Annotated in this window: 20 protein-coding genes; 12 read left to right on the top strand and 8 right to left on the bottom strand. The window is 67.4% G+C overall.

All coding sequences use genetic code 11. The features are described 5' to 3' along the window. Positions 1-62 precede the first annotated feature (62 nt). Genes WG901_RS04760 through rsmI form a run of 4 tightly spaced genes read right to left on the bottom strand, consistent with a single transcriptional unit; the run spans position 63 to position 2,891 of the window. Positions 63-662, bottom strand: a complete 600-nt coding sequence (locus tag WG901_RS04760; protein ID WP_339585861.1) for a DedA family protein — start codon at positions 660-662, stop codon at positions 63-65. Positions 663-698: 36 nt separating this feature from the next. Further along, a complete protein-coding gene (gene gshB / locus WG901_RS04755; RefSeq protein WP_339585860.1) occupies positions 699-1,670 on the bottom strand; it encodes a glutathione synthase in 972 nt (323 codons plus the stop codon). A gap of 46 nt (positions 1,671-1,716) precedes the next feature. Further along, positions 1,717-2,067 carry a YraN family protein gene (locus WG901_RS04750; protein ID WP_339585859.1) on the bottom strand — a complete coding sequence of 117 codons (351 nt, stop codon included), beginning with the start codon at positions 2,065-2,067 and terminating at the stop codon, positions 1,717-1,719. Then, the gene (gene rsmI / locus WG901_RS04745; protein ID WP_339585858.1) at positions 2,064-2,891 is read right to left on the bottom strand and encodes a 16S rRNA (cytidine(1402)-2'-O)-methyltransferase; all 828 of its coding nucleotides are present in this window, start codon (positions 2,889-2,891) and stop codon (positions 2,064-2,066) included. The genes WG901_RS04750 and rsmI overlap by 4 nt, the downstream gene beginning before the upstream one ends. 40 nt (positions 2,892-2,931) lie before the next feature. Here rsmI and WG901_RS04740 point away from each other — a divergent pair, with 40 nt between their 5' ends. Together WG901_RS04740 and parE are read left to right on the top strand one after the other, a co-directional pair. Continuing rightward, a complete protein-coding gene (locus WG901_RS04740; RefSeq protein ID WP_339585857.1) occupies positions 2,932-4,098 on the top strand; it encodes a penicillin-binding protein activator in 1,167 nt (388 codons plus the stop codon). 298 nt (positions 4,099-4,396) lie between these two features. Further along, on the top strand, positions 4,397-6,400 hold the full coding sequence (parE, locus tag WG901_RS04735) for a DNA topoisomerase IV subunit B (protein WP_339585856.1): 2,004 nt from the start codon (positions 4,397-4,399) through the stop codon (positions 6,398-6,400). 48 nt (positions 6,401-6,448) lie between these two features. Here the strand turns inward: parE and WG901_RS04730 are convergent, their stop codons facing one another. Further along, positions 6,449-6,994 (bottom strand): hypothetical protein, encoded by a 546-nt coding sequence (locus WG901_RS04730; protein WP_339585855.1) that lies wholly within the window; start codon positions 6,992-6,994, stop codon positions 6,449-6,451. A 93-nt stretch (positions 6,995-7,087) separates the two neighbouring features. On the opposite strand from WG901_RS04730, the gene WG901_RS04725 reads away from it, so the two are divergent. Next, the gene (locus tag WG901_RS04725) at positions 7,088-8,323 is read left to right on the top strand and encodes a serine hydrolase (RefSeq protein ID WP_339586644.1); all 1,236 of its coding nucleotides are present in this window, start codon (positions 7,088-7,090) and stop codon (positions 8,321-8,323) included. On the opposite strand, the gene WG901_RS04720 is transcribed toward WG901_RS04725, so the two are convergent. After that, on the bottom strand, positions 8,315-8,800 hold the full coding sequence (locus tag WG901_RS04720; RefSeq protein ID WP_339585854.1) for an anthrone oxygenase family protein: 486 nt from the start codon (positions 8,798-8,800) through the stop codon (positions 8,315-8,317). The two genes, WG901_RS04725 and WG901_RS04720, sit on opposite strands and share 9 nt — an antisense overlap. 227 nt (positions 8,801-9,027) lie before the next feature. Here WG901_RS04720 and WG901_RS04715 point away from each other — a divergent pair, with 227 nt between their 5' ends. From WG901_RS04715 to WG901_RS04675, 9 genes are all read left to right on the top strand, one after another. Next, positions 9,028-9,951, top strand: coding sequence for a DUF4349 domain-containing protein (locus tag WG901_RS04715; protein ID WP_339585853.1), 924 nt, complete (start codon positions 9,028-9,030; stop codon positions 9,949-9,951). Between the two features lie 171 nt (positions 9,952-10,122). After that, positions 10,123-10,971, top strand: coding sequence for an AAA family ATPase (locus WG901_RS04710; RefSeq protein ID WP_339585852.1), 849 nt, complete (start codon positions 10,123-10,125; stop codon positions 10,969-10,971). Positions 10,972-10,975: 4 nt separating this feature from the next. Continuing rightward, the gene (bla, locus tag WG901_RS04705; protein ID WP_339585851.1) at positions 10,976-11,821 is read left to right on the top strand and encodes a subclass B3 metallo-beta-lactamase; all 846 of its coding nucleotides are present in this window, start codon (positions 10,976-10,978) and stop codon (positions 11,819-11,821) included. After that, a complete protein-coding gene (locus WG901_RS04700; protein ID WP_339585850.1) occupies positions 11,818-12,243 on the top strand; it encodes a GFA family protein in 426 nt (141 codons plus the stop codon). The genes bla and WG901_RS04700 overlap by 4 nt, the downstream gene beginning before the upstream one ends. Further along, on the top strand, positions 12,240-12,668 hold the full coding sequence (locus WG901_RS04695; protein WP_339585849.1) for a GFA family protein: 429 nt from the start codon (positions 12,240-12,242) through the stop codon (positions 12,666-12,668). Before WG901_RS04700 ends, WG901_RS04695 begins: the two co-directional genes overlap by 4 nt. Before the next feature lie 4 nt (positions 12,669-12,672). Next, on the top strand, positions 12,673-13,854 hold the full coding sequence (locus WG901_RS04690; protein WP_339585848.1) for a vWA domain-containing protein: 1,182 nt from the start codon (positions 12,673-12,675) through the stop codon (positions 13,852-13,854). Between the two features lie 17 nt (positions 13,855-13,871). Further along, positions 13,872-15,110, top strand: coding sequence for an MFS transporter (locus WG901_RS04685; RefSeq protein WP_339585847.1), 1,239 nt, complete (start codon positions 13,872-13,874; stop codon positions 15,108-15,110). A 46-nt stretch (positions 15,111-15,156) separates the two neighbouring features. After that, positions 15,157-15,963: a 4,5-DOPA-extradiol-dioxygenase gene (gene ygiD, locus WG901_RS04680; RefSeq protein ID WP_339585846.1), complete on the top strand. Its 807-nt coding sequence runs from the start codon at positions 15,157-15,159 to the stop codon at positions 15,961-15,963. Between the two features lie 45 nt (positions 15,964-16,008). Continuing rightward, positions 16,009-16,812 carry a lipid II flippase Amj family protein gene (locus WG901_RS04675; protein WP_339585845.1) on the top strand — a complete coding sequence of 268 codons (804 nt, stop codon included), beginning with the start codon at positions 16,009-16,011 and terminating at the stop codon, positions 16,810-16,812. A 9-nt stretch (positions 16,813-16,821) separates the two neighbouring features. On the opposite strand, the gene WG901_RS04670 is transcribed toward WG901_RS04675, so the two are convergent. Both WG901_RS04670 and WG901_RS04665 read right to left on the bottom strand, forming a co-directional pair. After that, positions 16,822-18,024: an exo-beta-N-acetylmuramidase NamZ family protein gene (locus tag WG901_RS04670; protein WP_339585844.1), complete on the bottom strand. Its 1,203-nt coding sequence runs from the start codon at positions 18,022-18,024 to the stop codon at positions 16,822-16,824. Further along, positions 18,021-18,566 (bottom strand): DOMON-like domain-containing protein, encoded by a 546-nt coding sequence (locus WG901_RS04665; protein WP_339585843.1) that lies wholly within the window; start codon positions 18,564-18,566, stop codon positions 18,021-18,023. The genes WG901_RS04670 and WG901_RS04665 overlap by 4 nt, the downstream gene beginning before the upstream one ends. Positions 18,567-18,694: the final 128 nt, after the last annotated feature.

The raw sequence follows: 18,694 nt of genomic DNA, 5'->3' as shown, positions 1-18,694 counted from the left end.
ACCGATTACCCTCCACAACTATGAGCCACTCTGTATCGCAAGTGGAGGGAAAGTAAAGGCGGCTAGCTGCGCGGCTTCCAGGTCACCACGCGCCAGGCATAGGCGATCAGGGCGACCAGCACCGAGCCGATGATGAGCACGTTGAGCCAGACCTCGGCTTCGGCCAGATAGCACGAGAGCCAGCGGCCGCCCTGGATCAGGCCGGCGTTCCACACGGCGGCGCCTGCGAAAGTGAAGGCCAGGAACTTGCCGTGCTTCATGTGCGACAGGCCCGCGGGCAGCGAGATCATCGTGCGCAGGAATGGCGAGAAGCGCATGGCGAAGACCACCCACTGCCCGTGGCTGCGGAAGAAGCGGCTCGCGCGCTCGACGTCTTCCCATTCGAGCGTCAGCCAGCGGCCCCAACGATCGACTATCGGCTGGAGACGCTGGTAGCCGAACCTGTCGCCAACGAGGAACCAGACGTAGTTGCCCAGGGTCGAGCCCGCCGTGCCGATCGCCAGCAGTGGCCAGAATTCCATCGAGCCGCGCGCGACGGCGATGCCGCCCAGCCCCATGATCACTTCGGAGGGGATCGGCGGGAACACGTTCTCGATGAACATCAGGAAGGCGATGCCCCAATAGCCGCCTTGCTCGATCAGGTTGAGAATCCACGCGGTCATGGTTTGGGCAACGCTCGGCGGCGCGGCGGGTTCACCTCAGCCGCGCAGCATTGCGGCGTGGCGTGTCTCGATCGCGTCCCAGATCATGCCCGCGACATCCGAGCCGTTGAACCGGTCGATCGCGACGATGCCCGTGGGCGAGGTGACGTTGATCTCGGTCAGGTACTTGCCGCCGATCACGTCGATGCCGACGAAGACCAGGCCCTTGTCCCTGAGTACCGGTCCGAGCGCGGCGCAGATCTCTTCCTCGCGCGCGGTCAGCGTCGTCGCCTCGGCATAGCCGCCGACCGCGAGGTTCGAGCGGAACTCGCCCTGGCCTGGCTTGCGGTTGATCGCGCCCGCGACAACGCCGTCGACCAGGACGATGCGCTTGTCGCCTTCGGACACTTCGGGAAGGAAAGGCTGCACCATGAACGGCTCGGGCCAGACCGTGCCGAACAGTTCGGTCAGCGCGCCGAGGTTGCTGCCGTCGGCGGGCACGCGGAACACGGCCTTGCCGCCGTTGCCGTGGAGCGGCTTGACCACGAGATCGCCCGGATGCTTGGCGTGGAAGATCTTCACGTCCTCGATCCGGCGCGCGACGAGCGTCGGCGGCATGAATTCAGCGAAGTCGAGCACCATGACCTTTTCGGGCGCATTGCGCACCGAGACCGGATCATTGACCACCAGGGTGCGGCCCGCGAGCCGTTCGAGCAGGTGCGTGCCGGTGATATAGCCGAGATCGAAGGGCGGATCCTGGCGCATGAGGATCACGTCGATGTCCTCGGCGAGGTCGATCAACTGGTATTCGCCGCGCTGGAAGTGATCGCCTTCGACGCGCTGGACCGTGACCGGCGCAGCCCAGGCGGTCAGCCTGTTCCCGTCGGTGTCGTAGGCCAGGGTTCGCACGTCGTAGTGCCAGAGCGGATAGCCGCGCGCCTGAGCGCCGAGCATCAGGTGGAAGCTCGAATCGCCGGCGATGTTGATCGTTTCCAGCGGGTCCATCTGGACCGCCACGCGCAGGGTCATCGAATATCCTTCTCTAACGGTTCGTAGGGCTAAGCCTATCCAGGCCCTAGCCCATCCAAGCATTGACGATGTGGCGCGGGAAGCGGCCCGGCGCAAGCAGGAGGACGTCGATCCGCATGTCGTCGCCCGCACGCACATGGCGCGGGGCGATCGCCTCGGCGGCCGCGGCGACGCGGCGCAAGCGGTAGTGGTCGATCGCTAGGTCGAGTTCGGCAGCGGTACGGCGCCATTTTACTTCGACGAAGGCGACGATCCGGCCGCGCCGCGCAACCAGGTCCACTTCACCGCGTGGCGTCTTCACCCGGCGGGCGAGGATACGCCAGCCCTTGAGACGGAGGTACCAGGCGGCGAGCGTTTCGCTCCTCCGGCCGCGGCGCTCCGCCTCGGCGCGCTTCATTTGAGTTCCAGCGCGCGGGCGTAGAGCACCTTGCGGTCGAGCCCGGTGAGCTTCGCGACCTTGCCCGCGGCCTGCGAGGCCTTCTCGGTTTCAAGTTCGGCGCGCAGCAGCGCATCGATGTCGAAATCCTTGGCCGCGGCCGGCAGCGGTGGTCCGATCAGTAGCACGATCTCGCCCTTGGGCGGATGCGCGGCGTAGTGGGCTATCAGTTCTTCGGGCGTGCCCGAACGGCATTCCTCGAACTTCTTGGTCAGCTCACGCGCCACCGCGACTTCGCGCCCCGGCAGCACCGCAGCGATCGCTTGCAGCGTATCCTCGAGCCGCGGCGCGGTGTCGTAGAAGGCCAGGGTCGCGGGCACGGCGGCGAGCTCGCCGAGGACATCGCGCCGCGCCTTGTCCTTGTTGGGCAGGAAGCCTGCGAAGAGAAAGCGGTCGCTGGGCAGGCCCGACAGGGTCAGCGCGACGATGACCGCGCTCGGTCCGGGCAGGCTCGTCACCGCAATGCCGCGCTCGCGCGCGGTCTTGACCAGGCGATAGCCGGGATCGGAGATCAGCGGTGTGCCCGCATCGCTGACCAGCGCGAGGGGTTCTTCGGCGAGCATGGCCAGCAGACGCTCGCGATCGCCCTCGCTCGCGTGATCGTCGTAACGGATCATTCGCTTCTTGATCCCGAGGTGATTCAGCAACTTGCCGGTCACCCGTGTGTCCTCACAGGCTATCGCAGCTACGCCTCGGAGTATCTCCACCCCCCGGAGCGTTATGTCGCCGAGATTGCCAATCGGCGTCGCGACAATATAGAGACCGGGCAACAGCGGATGTTCCATATCGGCCCTCATGGAGCATGCGAGCGGGGAGCGGCAAGCAATGTTGAAGAGCGTATCGAACCGGCGCCGGTTCATCACCCTGGCGGCGCCTGCGCTCGGGGCAATCCTGCTCGCGGGCTGCAAGGTCATTCCCAAGGCGCCGATCGACACGCCGCCGCCGCCCGAGCAGGGGCCGACCTCCAGCTTGCCCACCGATTCGGCGCGTCATCGCGTCGCGCTGCTCGTGCCGCTGGCCGGGCCCAACGGCGGCGTCGGCCAGTCGATCGCCAATGCCGCGACGATGGCGTTGCTCGATACCAATGCGCAGAACCTGCGCATCACGACCTACGATACCTCGGCCGGCGTCGCGAGCGTGACTGCCCAGGCCGTCGCCGACGGCAACAGACTGATCCTCGGCCCGCTGCTGTCGGACGACATTCCCGCCGTCGCCGCCACGGCGCGCGCCGCGCGCGTTCCGGTGATCTCGTTCTCGAACGACGAGGGTGCGGCCGGCCGCGACGTCTTCATCATGGGCAGCGTGCCCAGCGCCTCGATCGCGCGCACGGTCGAGTTCGCCAAGAGCCGCGGCGTCAACCGCTATGCCGCGCTCGTGCCCTCGGGCGAATATGGCGAGCGCGCTTCGGCCGCGCTCTTCGCCTCGGTCCGCGCCGCCGGCGGCAGCGTCGCCGCGACCGAGAGCTACGATCGATCGAACACTTCGGTGGTCAGTGCCGCGCGACGCTTGAAGACCAAGGGCGGCTACGACGCGGTCCTCATCGCGGACGGCGGCCGCTTCGCCAGCCAGGCCGCGGCCCAGCTCAAGACCGCCGGCGCCGCCAGCCCGCGCCTCCTCGGCACCGACCTGTGGAGCGGCGAGACCGTGGTCGCGACCACACCGTCTTTGCGCGGCGCCTGGTTCGCATCGGTTTCCGACGCGCGCTTCCGCCAGTTTTCGGCCAGCTACAAGACTCGGTTCGGCGCCCAGCCCTATCGCATCGCCACGCTGGGCTACGACGCCGTGCTGCTGACCCTGCGCATCGCGCGCGACTGGCGTACGGGCAGTCCCTTCCCGATGACCCGGCTGACCGACGCCGGCGGCTTCATCGGCCTCGACGGCGCCTTCCGCTTCCGTCCCAGCGGCGTGGTCGAGCGGGCGCTCGAAGTGCGCGAGGTCCAGGCGGCCGGCGTGGTGCCCGTGAGCCCCGCCCCGGCGCGCTTCGGGGAGTGACGGGATAGAGAACCGGCCGTTTAGGCAGGCCTATCGCGTAGGCGCTTACCTATCAGTCCCGTCACCCTGAGCTTGTTTCAGGGCCATCGCGCCGAATGCACATGCCACGCGGGGAGACTGCGGCGGCGCGGTTTCGCTGCCGGACAGAGCTTCGGTTGCGGCGGAGAAATGGCCTCTGAAACAAGTTCAGGGTGACGGGACTGATAGGAGCGGGAACATACGATAGCCCTCCCCATTCTGGGGAGGAATCGACGCGCCGCCTTGCGCCCGGAATCGCGCGTGTTCTATAGGCGTTCGCATGTCCGACGATCTCTTCGAGAAGCTGCCCACCGCCGTCGGCGGTGACACCTACGACGGTTCCGCGATCGAGGTGCTCGAAGGGCTCGAACCCGTCCGCCGCCGTCCCGGCATGTATATCGGCGGCACCGACGAGCGCGCGCTGCACCACCTCGCCGCCGAAGTGCTCGACAATGCGATGGACGAGGCCGTCGCCGGTCATGCCAACCGCATCGAATTTCTGCTCGAGGAAGCGCCGGGCGCCGCCGGACGGCTGACGATCGTCGACAACGGCCGCGGCATCCCGGTCGACGAGCATCCCAAGTTTCCCGGCAAGTCGGCGCTCGAGGTCATCCTCACCACGCTCCACTCGGGCGGCAAGTTCTCGGGCAAGGCCTATGCGACCTCGGGCGGCCTCCACGGCGTCGGCGTCTCGGTGGTCAACGCGCTGTCGGTCAACACGCGGATCGAGGTGGCCAAGAACAAGGAGCTCTTCGCGCAGGAGTTCTCGCGCGGCCTGCCCACGGGGCCGCTCCAGAAGCTCGGCGGCGCGCCCAACCGTCGCGGCACTTCGGTGTCCTTCACCCCCGATCCCGAAATCTTCGGCGAGGACGCCAGGTTCAAGCCCGCGCGGCTGTTCAAGCTGGTCCGCTCGAAAGCCTACCTCTTCGCCGGCGTCGAGATCCGCTGGAAATGCGCGCCCTCGCTGACCAGCGAAGATGTGCCGGCCGAGGCCGTGTTCCAGTTCCCCGGCGGCTTGGCAGATCACCTGACCGAGCAGGTCGGCGATCGCGAATGCGTTACCGCCAAGTTCTTCTCGGGCAGCCAGGACTTTCCCGGCGACGAGCAGGGCCGCGTCGAATGGGCGATCGCCTGGCCGCTGTGGTCCGACGGTTCCTATTCCTGGTACTGCAACACGATCCCCACACCCGACGGAGGCACCCACGAGCAGGGCCTGCGCGCGGCGCTGACCAAGGGCATCCGTGCCTTCGGCGATCTGATCGGCCAGAAGAAGGCCAAGGACATCGCGCCCGAGGACGTGGTCACGGGCAGCGAGATCATGCTCTCGGTCTTCATCCGCGACCCGCAGTTCCAGAGCCAGACCAAGGATCGACTGACCAGCCCGGAGGCCGCGCGCCTCGTCGAGAACGCGGTCCGCGATCACTTCGACCATTTCCTCTCGGACAACCTCGATCGCGGCAAGGCGTTGCTCGGCCATGTCATGGAACGGATGGACGAGCGGCTTCGTCGGAAAGCGGAGCGCGACGTCAAGCGCAAGACCGCGACCAATGCCAAGAAGCTGCGCTTGCCCGGCAAGCTGACCGACTGCTCGGGCGAGACCGATGCCGAGACCGAGCTGTTCATCGTCGAGGGTGACTCGGCCGGTGGCTCGGCCAAGCAGGCGCGTGACCGCAAGACCCAGGCGATCCTGCCGATCCGCGGCAAGATCCTCAACGTCGCCAGCGCCACGGCCGACAAGATCCGCGCCAACAGCGAGATCGCCGACCTCGCGCTCGCCATGGGCTGCGGCATGCGCAAGGACTGCAACGCCGACCTGCTGCGCTATGACCGCATCATCATCATGACCGATGCCGATGTCGACGGCGCGCATATCGCGACGCTGCTGATGACCTTCTTCTTCCAGGAAATGCCCGATGTCGTCCGCCGCGGTCACCTCTACCTGGCGCAGCCGCCGCTCTATCGCCTGACCGCGGGCTCGACCTCGGCCTATGCGCGCGACGACGCGCACCGTGCCGAGCTCGAGGCGTCGAAACTGTTCAAGGGCAAGAAGGTCGAGGTCTCGCGGTTCAAGGGCCTTGGCGAAATGAACCCGGGCCAGCTCCGCGAAACGACGATGAGCCCGGCCAGCCGCGGCCTGATCCGCATCACCCTGCCCCCCGAATACGAGGACCGTGCCCAAGTGAAGGACCTGGTCGATCGCCTGATGGGCCGCAATCCCGAGCACCGCTTCCAGTTCATCCAGAACCGCGCGAGCGAGATCGATCCTGAGCTGATCGACGCCTGACGGCCGGGGTTCGAAGACCGGCCGCCTGGGCGACCGGTCTTCGTGGGGTCACCAGGCCAGGATCTTGCTCTTGAAGCCCCGGCAGCTCCAGCCGCTCGGGAATTTGCGCGTGCAGACTTTGCCTTCGACCCATACGACCTGCCCGGGGAAGTCCGCCGTGACGCAGACCTTCGCCTTGACGATGGCGACCGATGCCGAGGCGCAGATGCTGGAGTTGGCGGCAGTCAGGGTGCCGCTGCCGATGCGGACGCCCGCAAGCTTGATGTCGACATCGACGCGATCGGCCGCGACCTTGGTCGCGCAGACTTCGAGCGGGCCGATGCCCCAGCAGCTGAGCGCGCGTTCCTCGAACGCCGGTTCGTCAAAGAATGCCTCTACATCGGCGTCCTGCTCTTCCTGATTGAAAGTAATGGCCATGATTATCCCCCTTCGCGGTTGGTGTCCGGGGATCAGATCATGATGGTCGGCAAGCCTCAAGTTGACGAAATCTCCGAAATCGCCGTGCGACATCTTCCTGATCTGGATGGATATATTGGTCGGGTGTGGTCGGGCCGTTGCGTCTATCCATCGCATGTCGAGCAAGTTGACAGCCATGTCTGGGGCCGCGATGTCTGGTGCGCGCGCAATCGGGCGCGCGCCGAGGCGCTGGCGATGTTGCGATATCTCGTTGCCCTATGGTGTTTGGCGATGTCGTCGATGGCCGCGGCGCAGCAGCCCGCATCGACGCTCGATCAACGCGTGACCGACATCGTCTCGGTGCTGCTAGCGCGTGAGGCGCCCGAGCGGGTCTTCGCCCCGCCGTTCCTGATCGCGGTGCCTCCTGCCCAGCTCGCAGACCTGGTCGGTCGGCTTGAGGCTGCCAACGGCGCGCTGCGGTCGGCCGAGGGGCTGGTGCCGGTCACGCCGACGAGCGGCCGGTTTACGCTTCGCTTCGAAAAGGCCACGGCCGTGGCCAGCTTCTCGATCGAGCCGCGTGCGCCGGGACGTGTCACCGGGCTCCGGATCGGCTCGGCCGTGCCTCTCGCGGACGATGCCAGGACGATCGCCGCCGACTTCGCCGCGCTGCCGGGGCGCAGCGGCTTCGCTCTCGTTCGGCTCGGTCAGGCCAGTCCGATCGCGGCGGCGCATGCAGACAGCCAGTTCGCGATAGGCTCGGTGTTCAAGCTCTGGGTGCTCGACGCCCTGGCCGAGGACGTGGCCGCGGGCCGCCATCGCTGGGACGAGGTCGTCCGCCTCGGCCCGCGCAGCCTGCCGAGCGGCGTCACGCAAGACTGGCCCGCCGACGCGCCCGTCACGGTCGAGACCTTGGCGACCTTGATGATCTCTATGAGCGACAACACCGCCACCGATGTGCTGATCGGGCTCGTCGGGCGCGAGCGCGTGGCCGCGCGGGTGCGCGCCACGGGCCATTCCGATCCCGCGCGGATGCTGCCCTTGCTGACGACGGCGGAGAGCTTCGCGCTCAAACTGTCGCCCTCGTCGACCCGCGAAGCCTATGCGCGGGCCGACGAGGCCGGCCAGGCGCGCATTCTCGCCGGGCTCGATACGGAGAAAATCCTCGCCGATGCCGACCTCACCGCGCTCGACGGAGCGCCGACGGCGATCGAAACCATCGAATGGTTCGCTTCGCCCGCCGACGTCGCGCGCGTGGTAGACGGCCTGCGCCAGAGCCGTGATCCGCGCGTTCTGGCGATCCTCGGCGTCGCTCCGACCATGGCCCGCGACCTGCGCGAGCGCTTCGCCTATGTCGGCTACAAGGGCGGTTCGGAAGTCGGGGTGATCTCGCTGGCCTGGCTGATGCGGCGCAAGTCGGGCGGATGGATGGCGGTCACCGCAAGCTGGAACGATCCCGCGGCGGCGGTCGATCCGCAGCGGTTCGCCGGCCTTGCCGAACGCCTCCTGCGCCTCGCGGCTTCAGACTAGCGAGATCGTCGGGACGTGCAGCGCGCAGGCGGCGAGCGAGGCCAGCGTCCGCAGGTGATTCCAGCGCGTCCATTGGCCAAGGTAGCGACGCCATAGCGCGCTCCCCTCGCCGCTCGCCGGATCGACCTTCGTCAGCGCATCGTTGAGCGACACGTTGCGGGCCATCGTCACGCCGAACATGCCCACGACGTAGATCGCGCCGCCGGCCAGCATGGGCAGGGCGTGAGGCGTTTCGCGATCGACGATGCCGATCACGGCGAGCACCGCGGCGACCAATGTCGATCCGAGGAACAGCGGCAGGAAGGCCGAGCGCACGATGGTCAGATTGATCGCGTTCATCGCGGTGATCCCCGCCGTCGGTTCGATCCCGCCGAGCGCGCGCATGATGAAGCTGGAGAAAGCGAAATAGAGCCCCGCCATCAAACCGCAGGCCAGCGCCGAGACCCAGACCAGGACCGTTACGATCGTTTCGTACATAGCGCTTTCCCAACCCGCGGAGCGCCTACCCTATCGCGCAAAACCGCCGGCAAACAGTCCATTGAACAGCCCAAAGGCTGGGCCGGATTTGCCTTATTTTTGCCACATAGTAACCTAGCTAAACACTTTATCGTGCGTAATGAACGCTTCGTCGTTGAGTAAAGTCTATCATATCGGTAGAAAGCGAGTCGCGATCACCCCGATCGCTTTTCTTGGGAGAGGCGTTCATGCGTTCCCTGAATCCCCCACATCTCGTGCTTGCATCAGCCGTCCTGCTTCTCGTGGCAGGCTGTTCGAAACACCCATCGGAAGAGGCCGCAAGCGAAGCGACCGAGGCGACGGAGAACGTCGCTGCGGTCGATAGCAGCGTCGCGTCCGAAGCCCGGCGCGACGAGGCGCGGATACCCGACATAGGCCAGGCGGTCGCGCCGGGAGTAGCCTTCACCTACCGCTATGCCTTCACCTTGCCGGTCAAGGCGATCGCCGGTGTCCAGCAGCAGCATGCTGCGGCCTGCGAGCGGCTGGGCGCCAAGCGCTGCCAGGTGGTCGGCATGAGTTACGACCAGCCCGAGGAAGGCAAAGTCTCTGCCCATCTCGACCTGATGCTGGCGCCCGAGATCGCTCACGGCTTCGGCAGCGAGGCGATCGCCGCAGTCGAGAAGGCCGATGGCAGCATCGGCCGGGCCTCGGTCGCCGGCGACGATGCCGGCGGCGCCATCGCGCAGTCGCAGCGCCGCAGCGGCGCGCTCGAAGCCCAGCTAGGGCGGATCGAGGCGCGGTTGAAGGCGCCCAGTACCTCGAAGGAGGAAAGACGCCAACTCGCCCAGCGCGCCGAAGAGCTGCGCAGCCAACTCGGCGAGGAGCAGCGCGGCCGTCAGGACAGCGAGGCCTCGCTCGCCACGACGCCGATGAGCCTGACCTATGCCAGCGAAGGTCTGTTCTCCGCTACCAGCGATCCCTTCGGCAAGGCGGCGGTCAGCTCGTTCGGCAGTCTGCAGGGCTTCCTGGCCTTCCTGCTCACGGCCGCGGGGCTGCTGCTGCCCTGGTTGCTGCTGGGGGCGTTGGTCGTGCTGCTGTTCCGCTTCCGGGCTATGAAGCAGCGGCTCGCCGAGGCGACCGGCGGTGCGGCCGATCCGACGCCGCCGCAGTAATCCTTGCGATTGCGCGATAGGCGTCGCTCCCCGCGTCGGCCCCACTCGGCCGGCGCGGGGATTGCTTTTTGGGGACCTCGCAGGACCTGCCGATCGCGACAATCGCGCTTGACCTTGCTGCGCCGCACAACCTAACCCGCCTCAGCAACCGAAATTCCACAGGACACCGAAATGCAGCGTTTCGAAGGCACCAGCTCCTATGTCGCCACCGACGACCTCAAGGTCGCGGTCAATGCCGCGGTGACGCTGCGCCGGCCGCTGCTGGTCAAGGGCGAGCCGGGCACGGGCAAGACCGTGCTGGCGATCGAGATCGCCAAGGCCGCGAATGCGCCGCTGATCGAGTGGAACGTCAAGTCGACGACGAAGGCGCAGCAGGGGCTCTACGAATACGACGCGGTCGCCCGCCTGCGCGACGGCCAGCTCGGCGACGAGCGCGTCCACGACATCGCGAACTACATCAAGAAGGGCAAGCTCTGGGACGCCTTCACCTCGCCCCAGCTGCCCGTTCTGCTGATCGACGAGATCGACAAGGCCGACATCGAGTTTCCGAACGACCTGCTCCAGGAGCTCGATCGCATGAGCTTCGACGTCTACGAGACGGGCGAGCGCGTGGCCGCCAAGGAGCGCCCGATCGTGGTCATCACCTCGAACAACGAGAAGGAACTGCCCGACGCCTTCCTGCGCCGCTGCTTCTTCCACTACATCAAGTTCCCCGATCGCGACGTGATGCAGTCGATCATCGACGTCCACTTCCCCGGTATCCAGAAGACGCTCGTCGCCAAGGCGATGGACGTGTTCTACGAAGTGCGCGACGTCCCCGGCCTCAAGAAGAAGCCCTCGACCAGCGAGCTGCTCGACTGGCTCAAGCTGCTGCTCAACGAGGACATGCCGCTCGACGTGCTGCAGAACCGCGATCCGACCAAGGCGATCCCGCCGCTCCACGGCGCGCTGCTCAAGAACGAGCAGGACATCATGCTGTTCGAGCGCCTCGCCTTCATGGCGCGCCGCCAGGGCAACTGAGGCCGTGCGGTGCCTGCTGCTCTGCGCTGCGGCGTTCCTGGGGATCGGCGCCTCGCCGTCGGACATCCCCGCCGAATGGGGGCGGCCGACGCGGCCGTTCCATGTCGTCGGGCCGATCTACTACGTCGGCACCGAAGGCATCGCCGCCTATCTCGTCCAGACCCGCGCGGGTCTGGTGCTGATCGACGGCGGGATCGAGGAGGCCGTGCCGCTGGTCGAGCGTTCGATCGCCGAGCTCGGATTCCGGCTCAAGGACGTGAAGCTGATCCTGGCGACCCACGCGCATTACGATCACGTTGCAGCCATCGCTGGGCTCAAGCGCGATACGGGCGCGGCCTTCGCTTCGAGCCCCGGCGACCGTCGCGCCTACGAGACCGGCACGCCGCCGAGCCAGACCAACTACGGCGTGATCCGCTTCCCCGCGGCGAAGGTCGATCGCGTGCTCGCCGACGGCCGGCCGGTGACCTTGGGTGGGGTCAGCCTGACCCCGGTGTTTACCTACGGCCACACGCCGGGCTGCACGAGCTGGTCGCTGCGCGTGACCGAGGTCGAAAAGCCGCTCGACGTGCTGGTGCTCTGCTCGATCACCGTCGCGGGCAACAAGCTCGTCGGCAACAAAGGCTATCCGGGGATTGTCGGCGACTATCGCCGGACTTTCGCGAAATTGCGCCGCGTCCATGCCGACGTCGTCCTGCCCGGTCATTCGGATACGACCGACGTGATCGGCCGCGCCCGCCGCCGCGATGCCGGCGAGACGAACGCCTTCGTCGATCCCGCGCTGTTGCCGCGCCTGGTTGGCGAGGCCGAGACGGCCTTCAATGCCGCGCTCAAGAAGGAGCAAGGGCAGTGAGCTACACCGGCCATTGCGCCTGCGGGGCGGTGACTGTGACGCTGGAGGGCGAGCCCTTCGGCGTCGGCCAGTGCTGGTGCCGCCAGTGCCAGCGCATCGCCGCGGGCAGCGCGTCGAACAACGCGATCTTCCAGGCCAGCCAAGTGACGACCACGGGCGACCTCGCGGTTCACACCTATCCGGCCGAGAGCGGCAACGATTCGATCCAGTCGTTCTGCGCGGCCTGCGGCACGCCGGTGTTCGGCGGCAGCTCGGCGATGCCGCACGTCGTCGCGGTGAAGCTCGGCATCATCGAGCAGCCGCACGACCTGCGGCCGGGCATGGTCATGTGGACCAGCGAGGCGCCCGCCTGGGCGGTGATCGATCCCGCCCTGCCCCAGTTTCCCAAGTCGCCGCCGATCCCGGCTGCGGAGGTGTCATGAGCTATACCGGACGCTGCGCCTGCGGTGCGGTCACCCTCGCCATCGCCGGCGCGCCGATCACCGCGCGCCAATGCTGGTGCCGCCAGTGCCAGCAGATCGCCGCGGGCGGGCCGACGCACAACGCGATGTTCGCGACCCAGGACGTGACGATCCACGGCGATCTTACCGGCCACCACTATGTCGCGGCCAGCGGCAACACGATCACCCAGTCGTTCTGCACCGCCTGCGGGACGCCTGTGATGGGCCAGAGCGACGCGCGCCCGCAGTTCCGCGTGATCCGCCTCGGCACGCTCGACGCGCCGCACGACATCAGGCCGCTGATGGCGATCTGGACCGAGGACGCGCCCGCCTGGGCCGCGATCGATCCCGCGCTCGAGCAGTTCCCCCGGCAACCGCCGCCGCCCTCCATCCCCGAGCCGAGCTGAGCCCATGTTCTTCAACTTCATCGACGAGCTACGCGCTGCCGGCATCAAGGCGAGCTTCAAGGAGCACCTGACCCTGCTCGAAGCGCTGCAGAAGGACGTGATCGAGCAGACGCCCGAGGCGTTCTACTATCTGTCCCGCGCCACTTTCGTGAAGGACGAAGGCCTGCTCGACCGTTTCGACCAGGTCTTCGCCAAGGTCTTCAAGGGCGTGATGACCGACTATGGCCAGCAGCCGGTCGAGATCCCCGAGGACTGGCTCAAGCAGGTGGCCGAACGCTATTTCTCCGAGGAGGAGATGGAGGCGATCAAGGCCCTGGGCGACTGGGACGAGATCATGGAGACGCTCAAGAAGCGGATCGAGGAACAGGAAAAGCGCCACTCGGGCGGCAACAAGTGGGTCGGCACCAACGGCACTTCGCCCTTCGGCCATGCCGGCTACAACCCCGAAGGCGTGCGCATCGGTGGCGAAGGCAAGCACGGCCGCGCGATCAAGGTCTGGGAAAAGCGCGATTTCAAGAACCTCGACAACACGGTCGAGCTGGGCACGCGCAACATCAAGGTCGCGCTGCGCCGCCTGCGCCGTTTCGCGCGCGAGGGTTCGGCCGAGGAGCTCGATCTCGATGCGACGATCGAGGGCACGGCCAAGCAGGGCTGGCTCGACATCCGCATGCGGCCCGAGCGGCACAATGCGGTCAAGGTGCTGCTGTTCCTCGATGTCGGCGGCTCGATGGACCCGCATATCAAGCTGGTCGAGGAGCTGTTCAGCGCGGCCAACACCGAGTTCAAGAACCTCGAGTTCTTCTACTTCCACAACTGCCTCTACGAGAGCGTGTGGAAGGACAACCGCCGCCGCTATTCCGAGCGCACGCCGACCTGGGACGTGCTCCACAAATACGGCCACGACTACAAGGTCATCTTCGTCGGCGACGCGGCGATGAGCCCCTATGAGATCAGCCATCCCGGCGGTTCGGTCGAGCATTTCAACGAGGAGGCCGGCGCGACCTGGCTCCAGCGCGTGATGCACATCTACCCGGCGACGGTCTGGCTGAACCCGGTGCCCGAGCGGCAGTGGGAATACTCGCAATCGACCAAGCTGATCCGCCAGGTCATGGGCGATTCGATGTATCCGCTGACGCTCGACGGGCTCGACGACGCCATGCGCGAGCTGACGCGCAAGAAGCATTGAGCACGGGCGCGCCGTCGATGCGGCGCGCCGTCGCGGCCGCGACCGTGGGCAATGCCCTCGAGTTCTACGACTTCGTCGCCTTCGCCTTCTTCGCCGTGCAGATCGGCCGGGCCTTCTTCCCCTCGGGCGATCCCTTCGTCAGCCTGATGGGCTCGCTGGCGACCTTCGGCGCGGGCTTCGTCAGCCGGCCGCTCGGCGCCTGGGTGCTCGGCGGCTATGCCGACCGCTACGGGCGCAAGCCGGCGATGCTGGTCTCGATGCTGCTGATGGGCCTGGGCATCGCCCTGCTCGCGCTGACTCCCTCTTACGCGTCGATCGGTCTGGCCGCGCCCGTGCTGGCGGTGATCGCGCGGTTGATCCAGGGCTTCGCGCTCGGCGGCGAGATCGGCTCGGCGACGACCTATCTGATCGAGGCCGCAGAGGAGCACCGGCGCGGCCTGGTGATCAGCCTCCAGGGCGCAAGCCAGGCGGTCGCGGCGCTGACCGCGGCGCTCGTCGGGCTCGGGCTGAGCCTGGCGCTGAGCGAGGCGGCGCTCGCCGCCTACGGCTGGCGGATCGCGCTGCTGCTCGGCACCGCGATCGTGCCTTTCGCGCTGGTCATCCGCCGCGCCCTGCCCGAGACGCTGCCGCAGGCGCCAGTCGCCCCGTCCGAGATTTCCGCGTCCTATCGGCGCACGGTGCTCTGCGGCCTGGCGATGATCGGTGCGGGCACGACGGGGACCTACATCTTCACCTACATGGCAACCTTCGGCCAGAACACGCTGCACTTTCCGGCGAGCGTCGCGCTGACCGCGCAGGCGCTGATCGGCGCGATGCAGGTCGTTGCCACCCTGCTCGGCGGATGGCTCAGCGACCGGCTCGGTCGGCGGCCGATGATGGTCTGGCCGGCGCTCGCCTTCGTCTGCGCGGTGGTGCCGTGCTTCGCCTGGATCGACGCGACGCGCGATGCCGGGGTCTTCATCACGGCGATGGTCCTGCTCGCCTCGCTGAGCTTCCTCACCCAGGCGTCGATCTACGCGACGATCAGCGAGGGTCTGCCCACGCGGATTCGCGCGCGCGGCTTCGCCTTGGTCTATGCCCTGCCGGTCTCGCTGATCGGCGGGGCGACGCAGCTGATCGTCACCTGGCTGATCAAGGCCACCGGCACGCCGATGGCGCTGGCCTGGTATCTGACCGGCGCCGCGCTGATCGGGCTCGTTGCGATGATCCTGGCGCCCGAGACCGCGCCCGTGCGTAGGCACTTGGCCGCGCGATAGATTTCCTTGCATTGTGCGGCCGACCGGCGGTGCCCATCTCGCCGGCATGACCAGCCCCCTACCCGTTCTCTTCCTCGGCCACGGCTCGCCGATGACCGCGATCACCGATGGCCCCGAGCGCCGCGCCTGGCAGGCCCTGGGCGCAACGATTCTCAGGGCCCTGCCGCGTCCGCGCGCAATCCTGGCCGTCACCGCGCACTGGGAGACGCAGGGCCGAACCCATGTCACGGCCGAGGCGCAGCCGCGCACGATCCACGACTTCGGCGGCTTTCCGCAGGCGCTCTACGACATCCGCTATCCGGCGCCGGGCTCGCCCGAACTGGTCGCGCGGGTGACGCAGCTGCTCGGCTCCGACCGCGTCGCGCCCGACACCAGCTGGGGTTTCGACCACGGCGCCTGGGGCGTGGTCCAGCCGATGTTCCCCGCAGCCGACATTCCGATGGTGGCGATGAGCCTCGACCGCGGCCTGTCCCCGGCCGAGCACCTCGCGCTCGGCGGCAAGCTCGCGCCGCTGCGCGACGAGGGCGTGCTGATCGTCGCCAGCGGCAACGTGATCCACAATCTCGCGCTCTGGCGCCAGGCGGCAGGGACCCAGCCCGACTGGGCGGTCGAGTTCCGCAATCGCACCAATGCCGCGATCCTCGCCGGTGACAATGCCGCGCTGACCGACTTCGCGCCCGACGACCGTAACGCCGCTCGCGCGATCAACAGCGGCGAGCATTACCTGCCTTTGCTCTACGCGCTCGGCGCCAGGCGCGAAGGTGACGGCGCGGCACTGTTCAACGACACGCTCGACGGCGCACTGTCGATGACCTCGCTGCTGGTCGGCGACACGTCGTTGTTGGCAGCCTAAGCTTGCCGCTGGCGGAGCGCCGCGCGGGCGGGTAAGCCCGCGCGCATGGACGTCCAGCTGCTCATCATCTGCCTGCTCACCGCGGGCATCAACCTGATCGGCACCCTCGCCTATGCCGCGCGCATCGCCGGCGTGCGGACGCGGCGCATCGCGATGAGCTTCGCGCTGTTCAACATCCTCGTGCTCGTCTCGCGCACCTCGAACTCGTTCCTCGGCCCCTTCCTCGCCAAGCGGATCGAGACGCGGCTGTCCGACGGCGGCGGCGACGCGCTGCTGTGGGATTTCCGCCTGATCCTGTTCTCGGCGACGATCGCCGTGGCCATTGGGATCATGCTGGTGCCCACCGGCCAGCGCATGTTCGCGCGCGCGATCGGCTACTTCCAGAACCACCGGTCGACCGGCAAGATGATCCTGCGCACCGCCTCGCCCGCGGGCCTGCGCGCGATCCGCCAGGCGATCCGCGTACCGACGACGGCGCAATTGCGCGAACTCGCCAAGCCGCGCGGCGTGGGCTGGGGCGTGCTGGTGGCGAACTGCATGGCCCAGGCCCTGATCACCGTCGGCGTGCTCGCCTCGCTCTATGCCGGCTATCTCAACCCCGAATTCCGCGTCACCGCCTCGCAGCTCTCGGCGGTGATCAACGGCTTCGCGACGATCCTGCTGTTCGCGCTGATCGATCCGCAGCTCTCGGTGATGACCGACGATGTCGTCGAGGGCCGCGTCAGCGAGCCGCTGTTCCGCCGGACGATCGTGTGGATCTCGTTCAGCCGCCTGGCGGGCACGCTCTTGGCGCAGGTGTTCTTCGTGCCGTCGGCCCAGGCCATCGCCTGGATCGCCTATCACGTTTGATCGCGACGCTCAGTACAGCAGCAGCGGTCGGATCTCCTCGGCCCACCGCACCTCGTCCGCCCCGGCGAGCGCATCGAGATCACCCGGCAGCGCTGCGCTGTCGTCCACCCACTCGCGCAGAGCCGGGCCGCCGTTGATCACGTCGATCGCCAGCCGCTCGAACTCGTACTCGTAGGGGAAGTCGCGCCAGATCGGATAGTCGGGCTGGAGGTTGCGGATCGCCTTGAAGGCCAGCGCCTGCAGCCGCCAGGGGCGAAAGGCGTGGTGGTCATAGAAGCCGAGTTCGGCATGGATCATAAGCCCATTGCACAAGGCCTTGGCGTGCTTGTGGAAAGTCGGTTCGAACCAGCACTCGCGGATCGCCGCGCCGGCGAGCCAGTCGGGCGCGAACCGCTGCATCTCGGCGAGCACCGCCTTGGCGTCGACATCGGGCGCACCGAACAGGACCTCGAGCGGGCGCGTCGTGCCGCGGCCTTCGCTCAGGGTCGTGCCCTCGAGCATGACCGTGCCGGCATAGGCACGCGCCATGTTGAGATTGGCGGCGTTGGGGCTCGGGTTGATCCACAGTCGATCCTCGGGCCAGCCGAAGCCTGGTGCGACTTCGGGCTGCCAGCCTTCCATCGCAATCACGCGATAGTCGACCTCGAGCTTGAAGTGATCGACGAACCACTGGCCCATCTCGCCCAGGGTCAGCCCGTGGCGCATTGGCATCGGCCCGGCACCGACGAAGCTTTCCTGCCCCGGCAGCAGGATCGTGCCCTCGATCGGTCGGCCCGCCGGATTGGGCCGGTCGAGCACCCAGACCGCCTTGCCGGTGCCCGCCGCGGCTTCGAGCAGGTAGAGCAGGGTCGTCACGAAGGTGTAGATGCGGCAGCCGAGATCCTGCAGGTCGAACAGGAAGACGTCGGCCGTCTCCATCATCGCCGCGCTCGGGCGGCGGACCTCGCCGTAGAGGCTGAACACCGGAATGCCGTAGATCGGATCGATCTCGTCGCCGGTTTCGACCATGTTGTCCTGCTTGTCGCCCTTGAGCCCGTGCTGCGGGCCGAAGGCGGCGGCAAGTTCGATGCCAGGACAGGCCGCCAGCGCGTCGAGCGAGTGGACCAGTCCCTCGGTCAGCGAGGCGGGATGGGCGATCAGTGCCACGCGCTTGCCGGCGAGCGGCCTGCGCAGTTCCGAGTCCGCCAGCAGTCGATCGATACCGAATTTCATGCCACCTCGGGTGCCGGAAGCGGCAGCGCGAAGCAAGCGGGGTTGTGGAAGTCCGGCTTGCCCGGCGCGTGAGCTATCGCCCAATAGGACCTGGTTCCGTCCTTCTCTTCGATCACCGCCGACAGCCCGGCCAACTCACTACCCTGAAGCACCGAAGCGTCGAGCAGCGCGGTCAGCACGAAAAGATGCTGTCCGCCCTCGCTGCTGACTTCGGGCGGCGGTATATCTTCGTCTGCCATGCCATCGCGGTAACCGGTAAAGCGATAGGCGGCCCAGCGTTCGGACGGCGAGAAGTTGAACTCGCGATAGCCCGCGCCGTCACGGTCCTTGAGAAACAGCTCGCCGCAAGTCGTCTGCCAGAGCGCTTCGCCACGGCCCTTGCCGGCGAAAGCGGGCACGGCGATGGCGTCGACGCCCTTGATCACCCAGCGTAGCACGAAGAGGCCCTGGCGCGTCTCGAGCCAGCGCACGTCGACGCCGTGGATGCCGCGTGGCGGGGAATCGGGGTGGGGGACCAGGGAAACCGTCTTATGGGACAACATGCGCACGCTATTCCGTCTGCCCTAACCTGAGTGCGCGCTTTCCCTCGCTTTCGCCGAAATCGAGATTCGCGCTCAATCGCTTCGGATTAACGCGATTTCCTTCGCGCGAGACCATCCCTTGACCCGCT

Source organism: Novosphingobium anseongense, assembly GCF_037482895.1.
In the GTDB taxonomy this organism is placed as follows: Bacteria; Pseudomonadota; Alphaproteobacteria; order Sphingomonadales; family Sphingomonadaceae; genus Novosphingobium; species Novosphingobium anseongense.
This window is presented reverse-complemented; position numbering and strand designations above follow the sequence as displayed.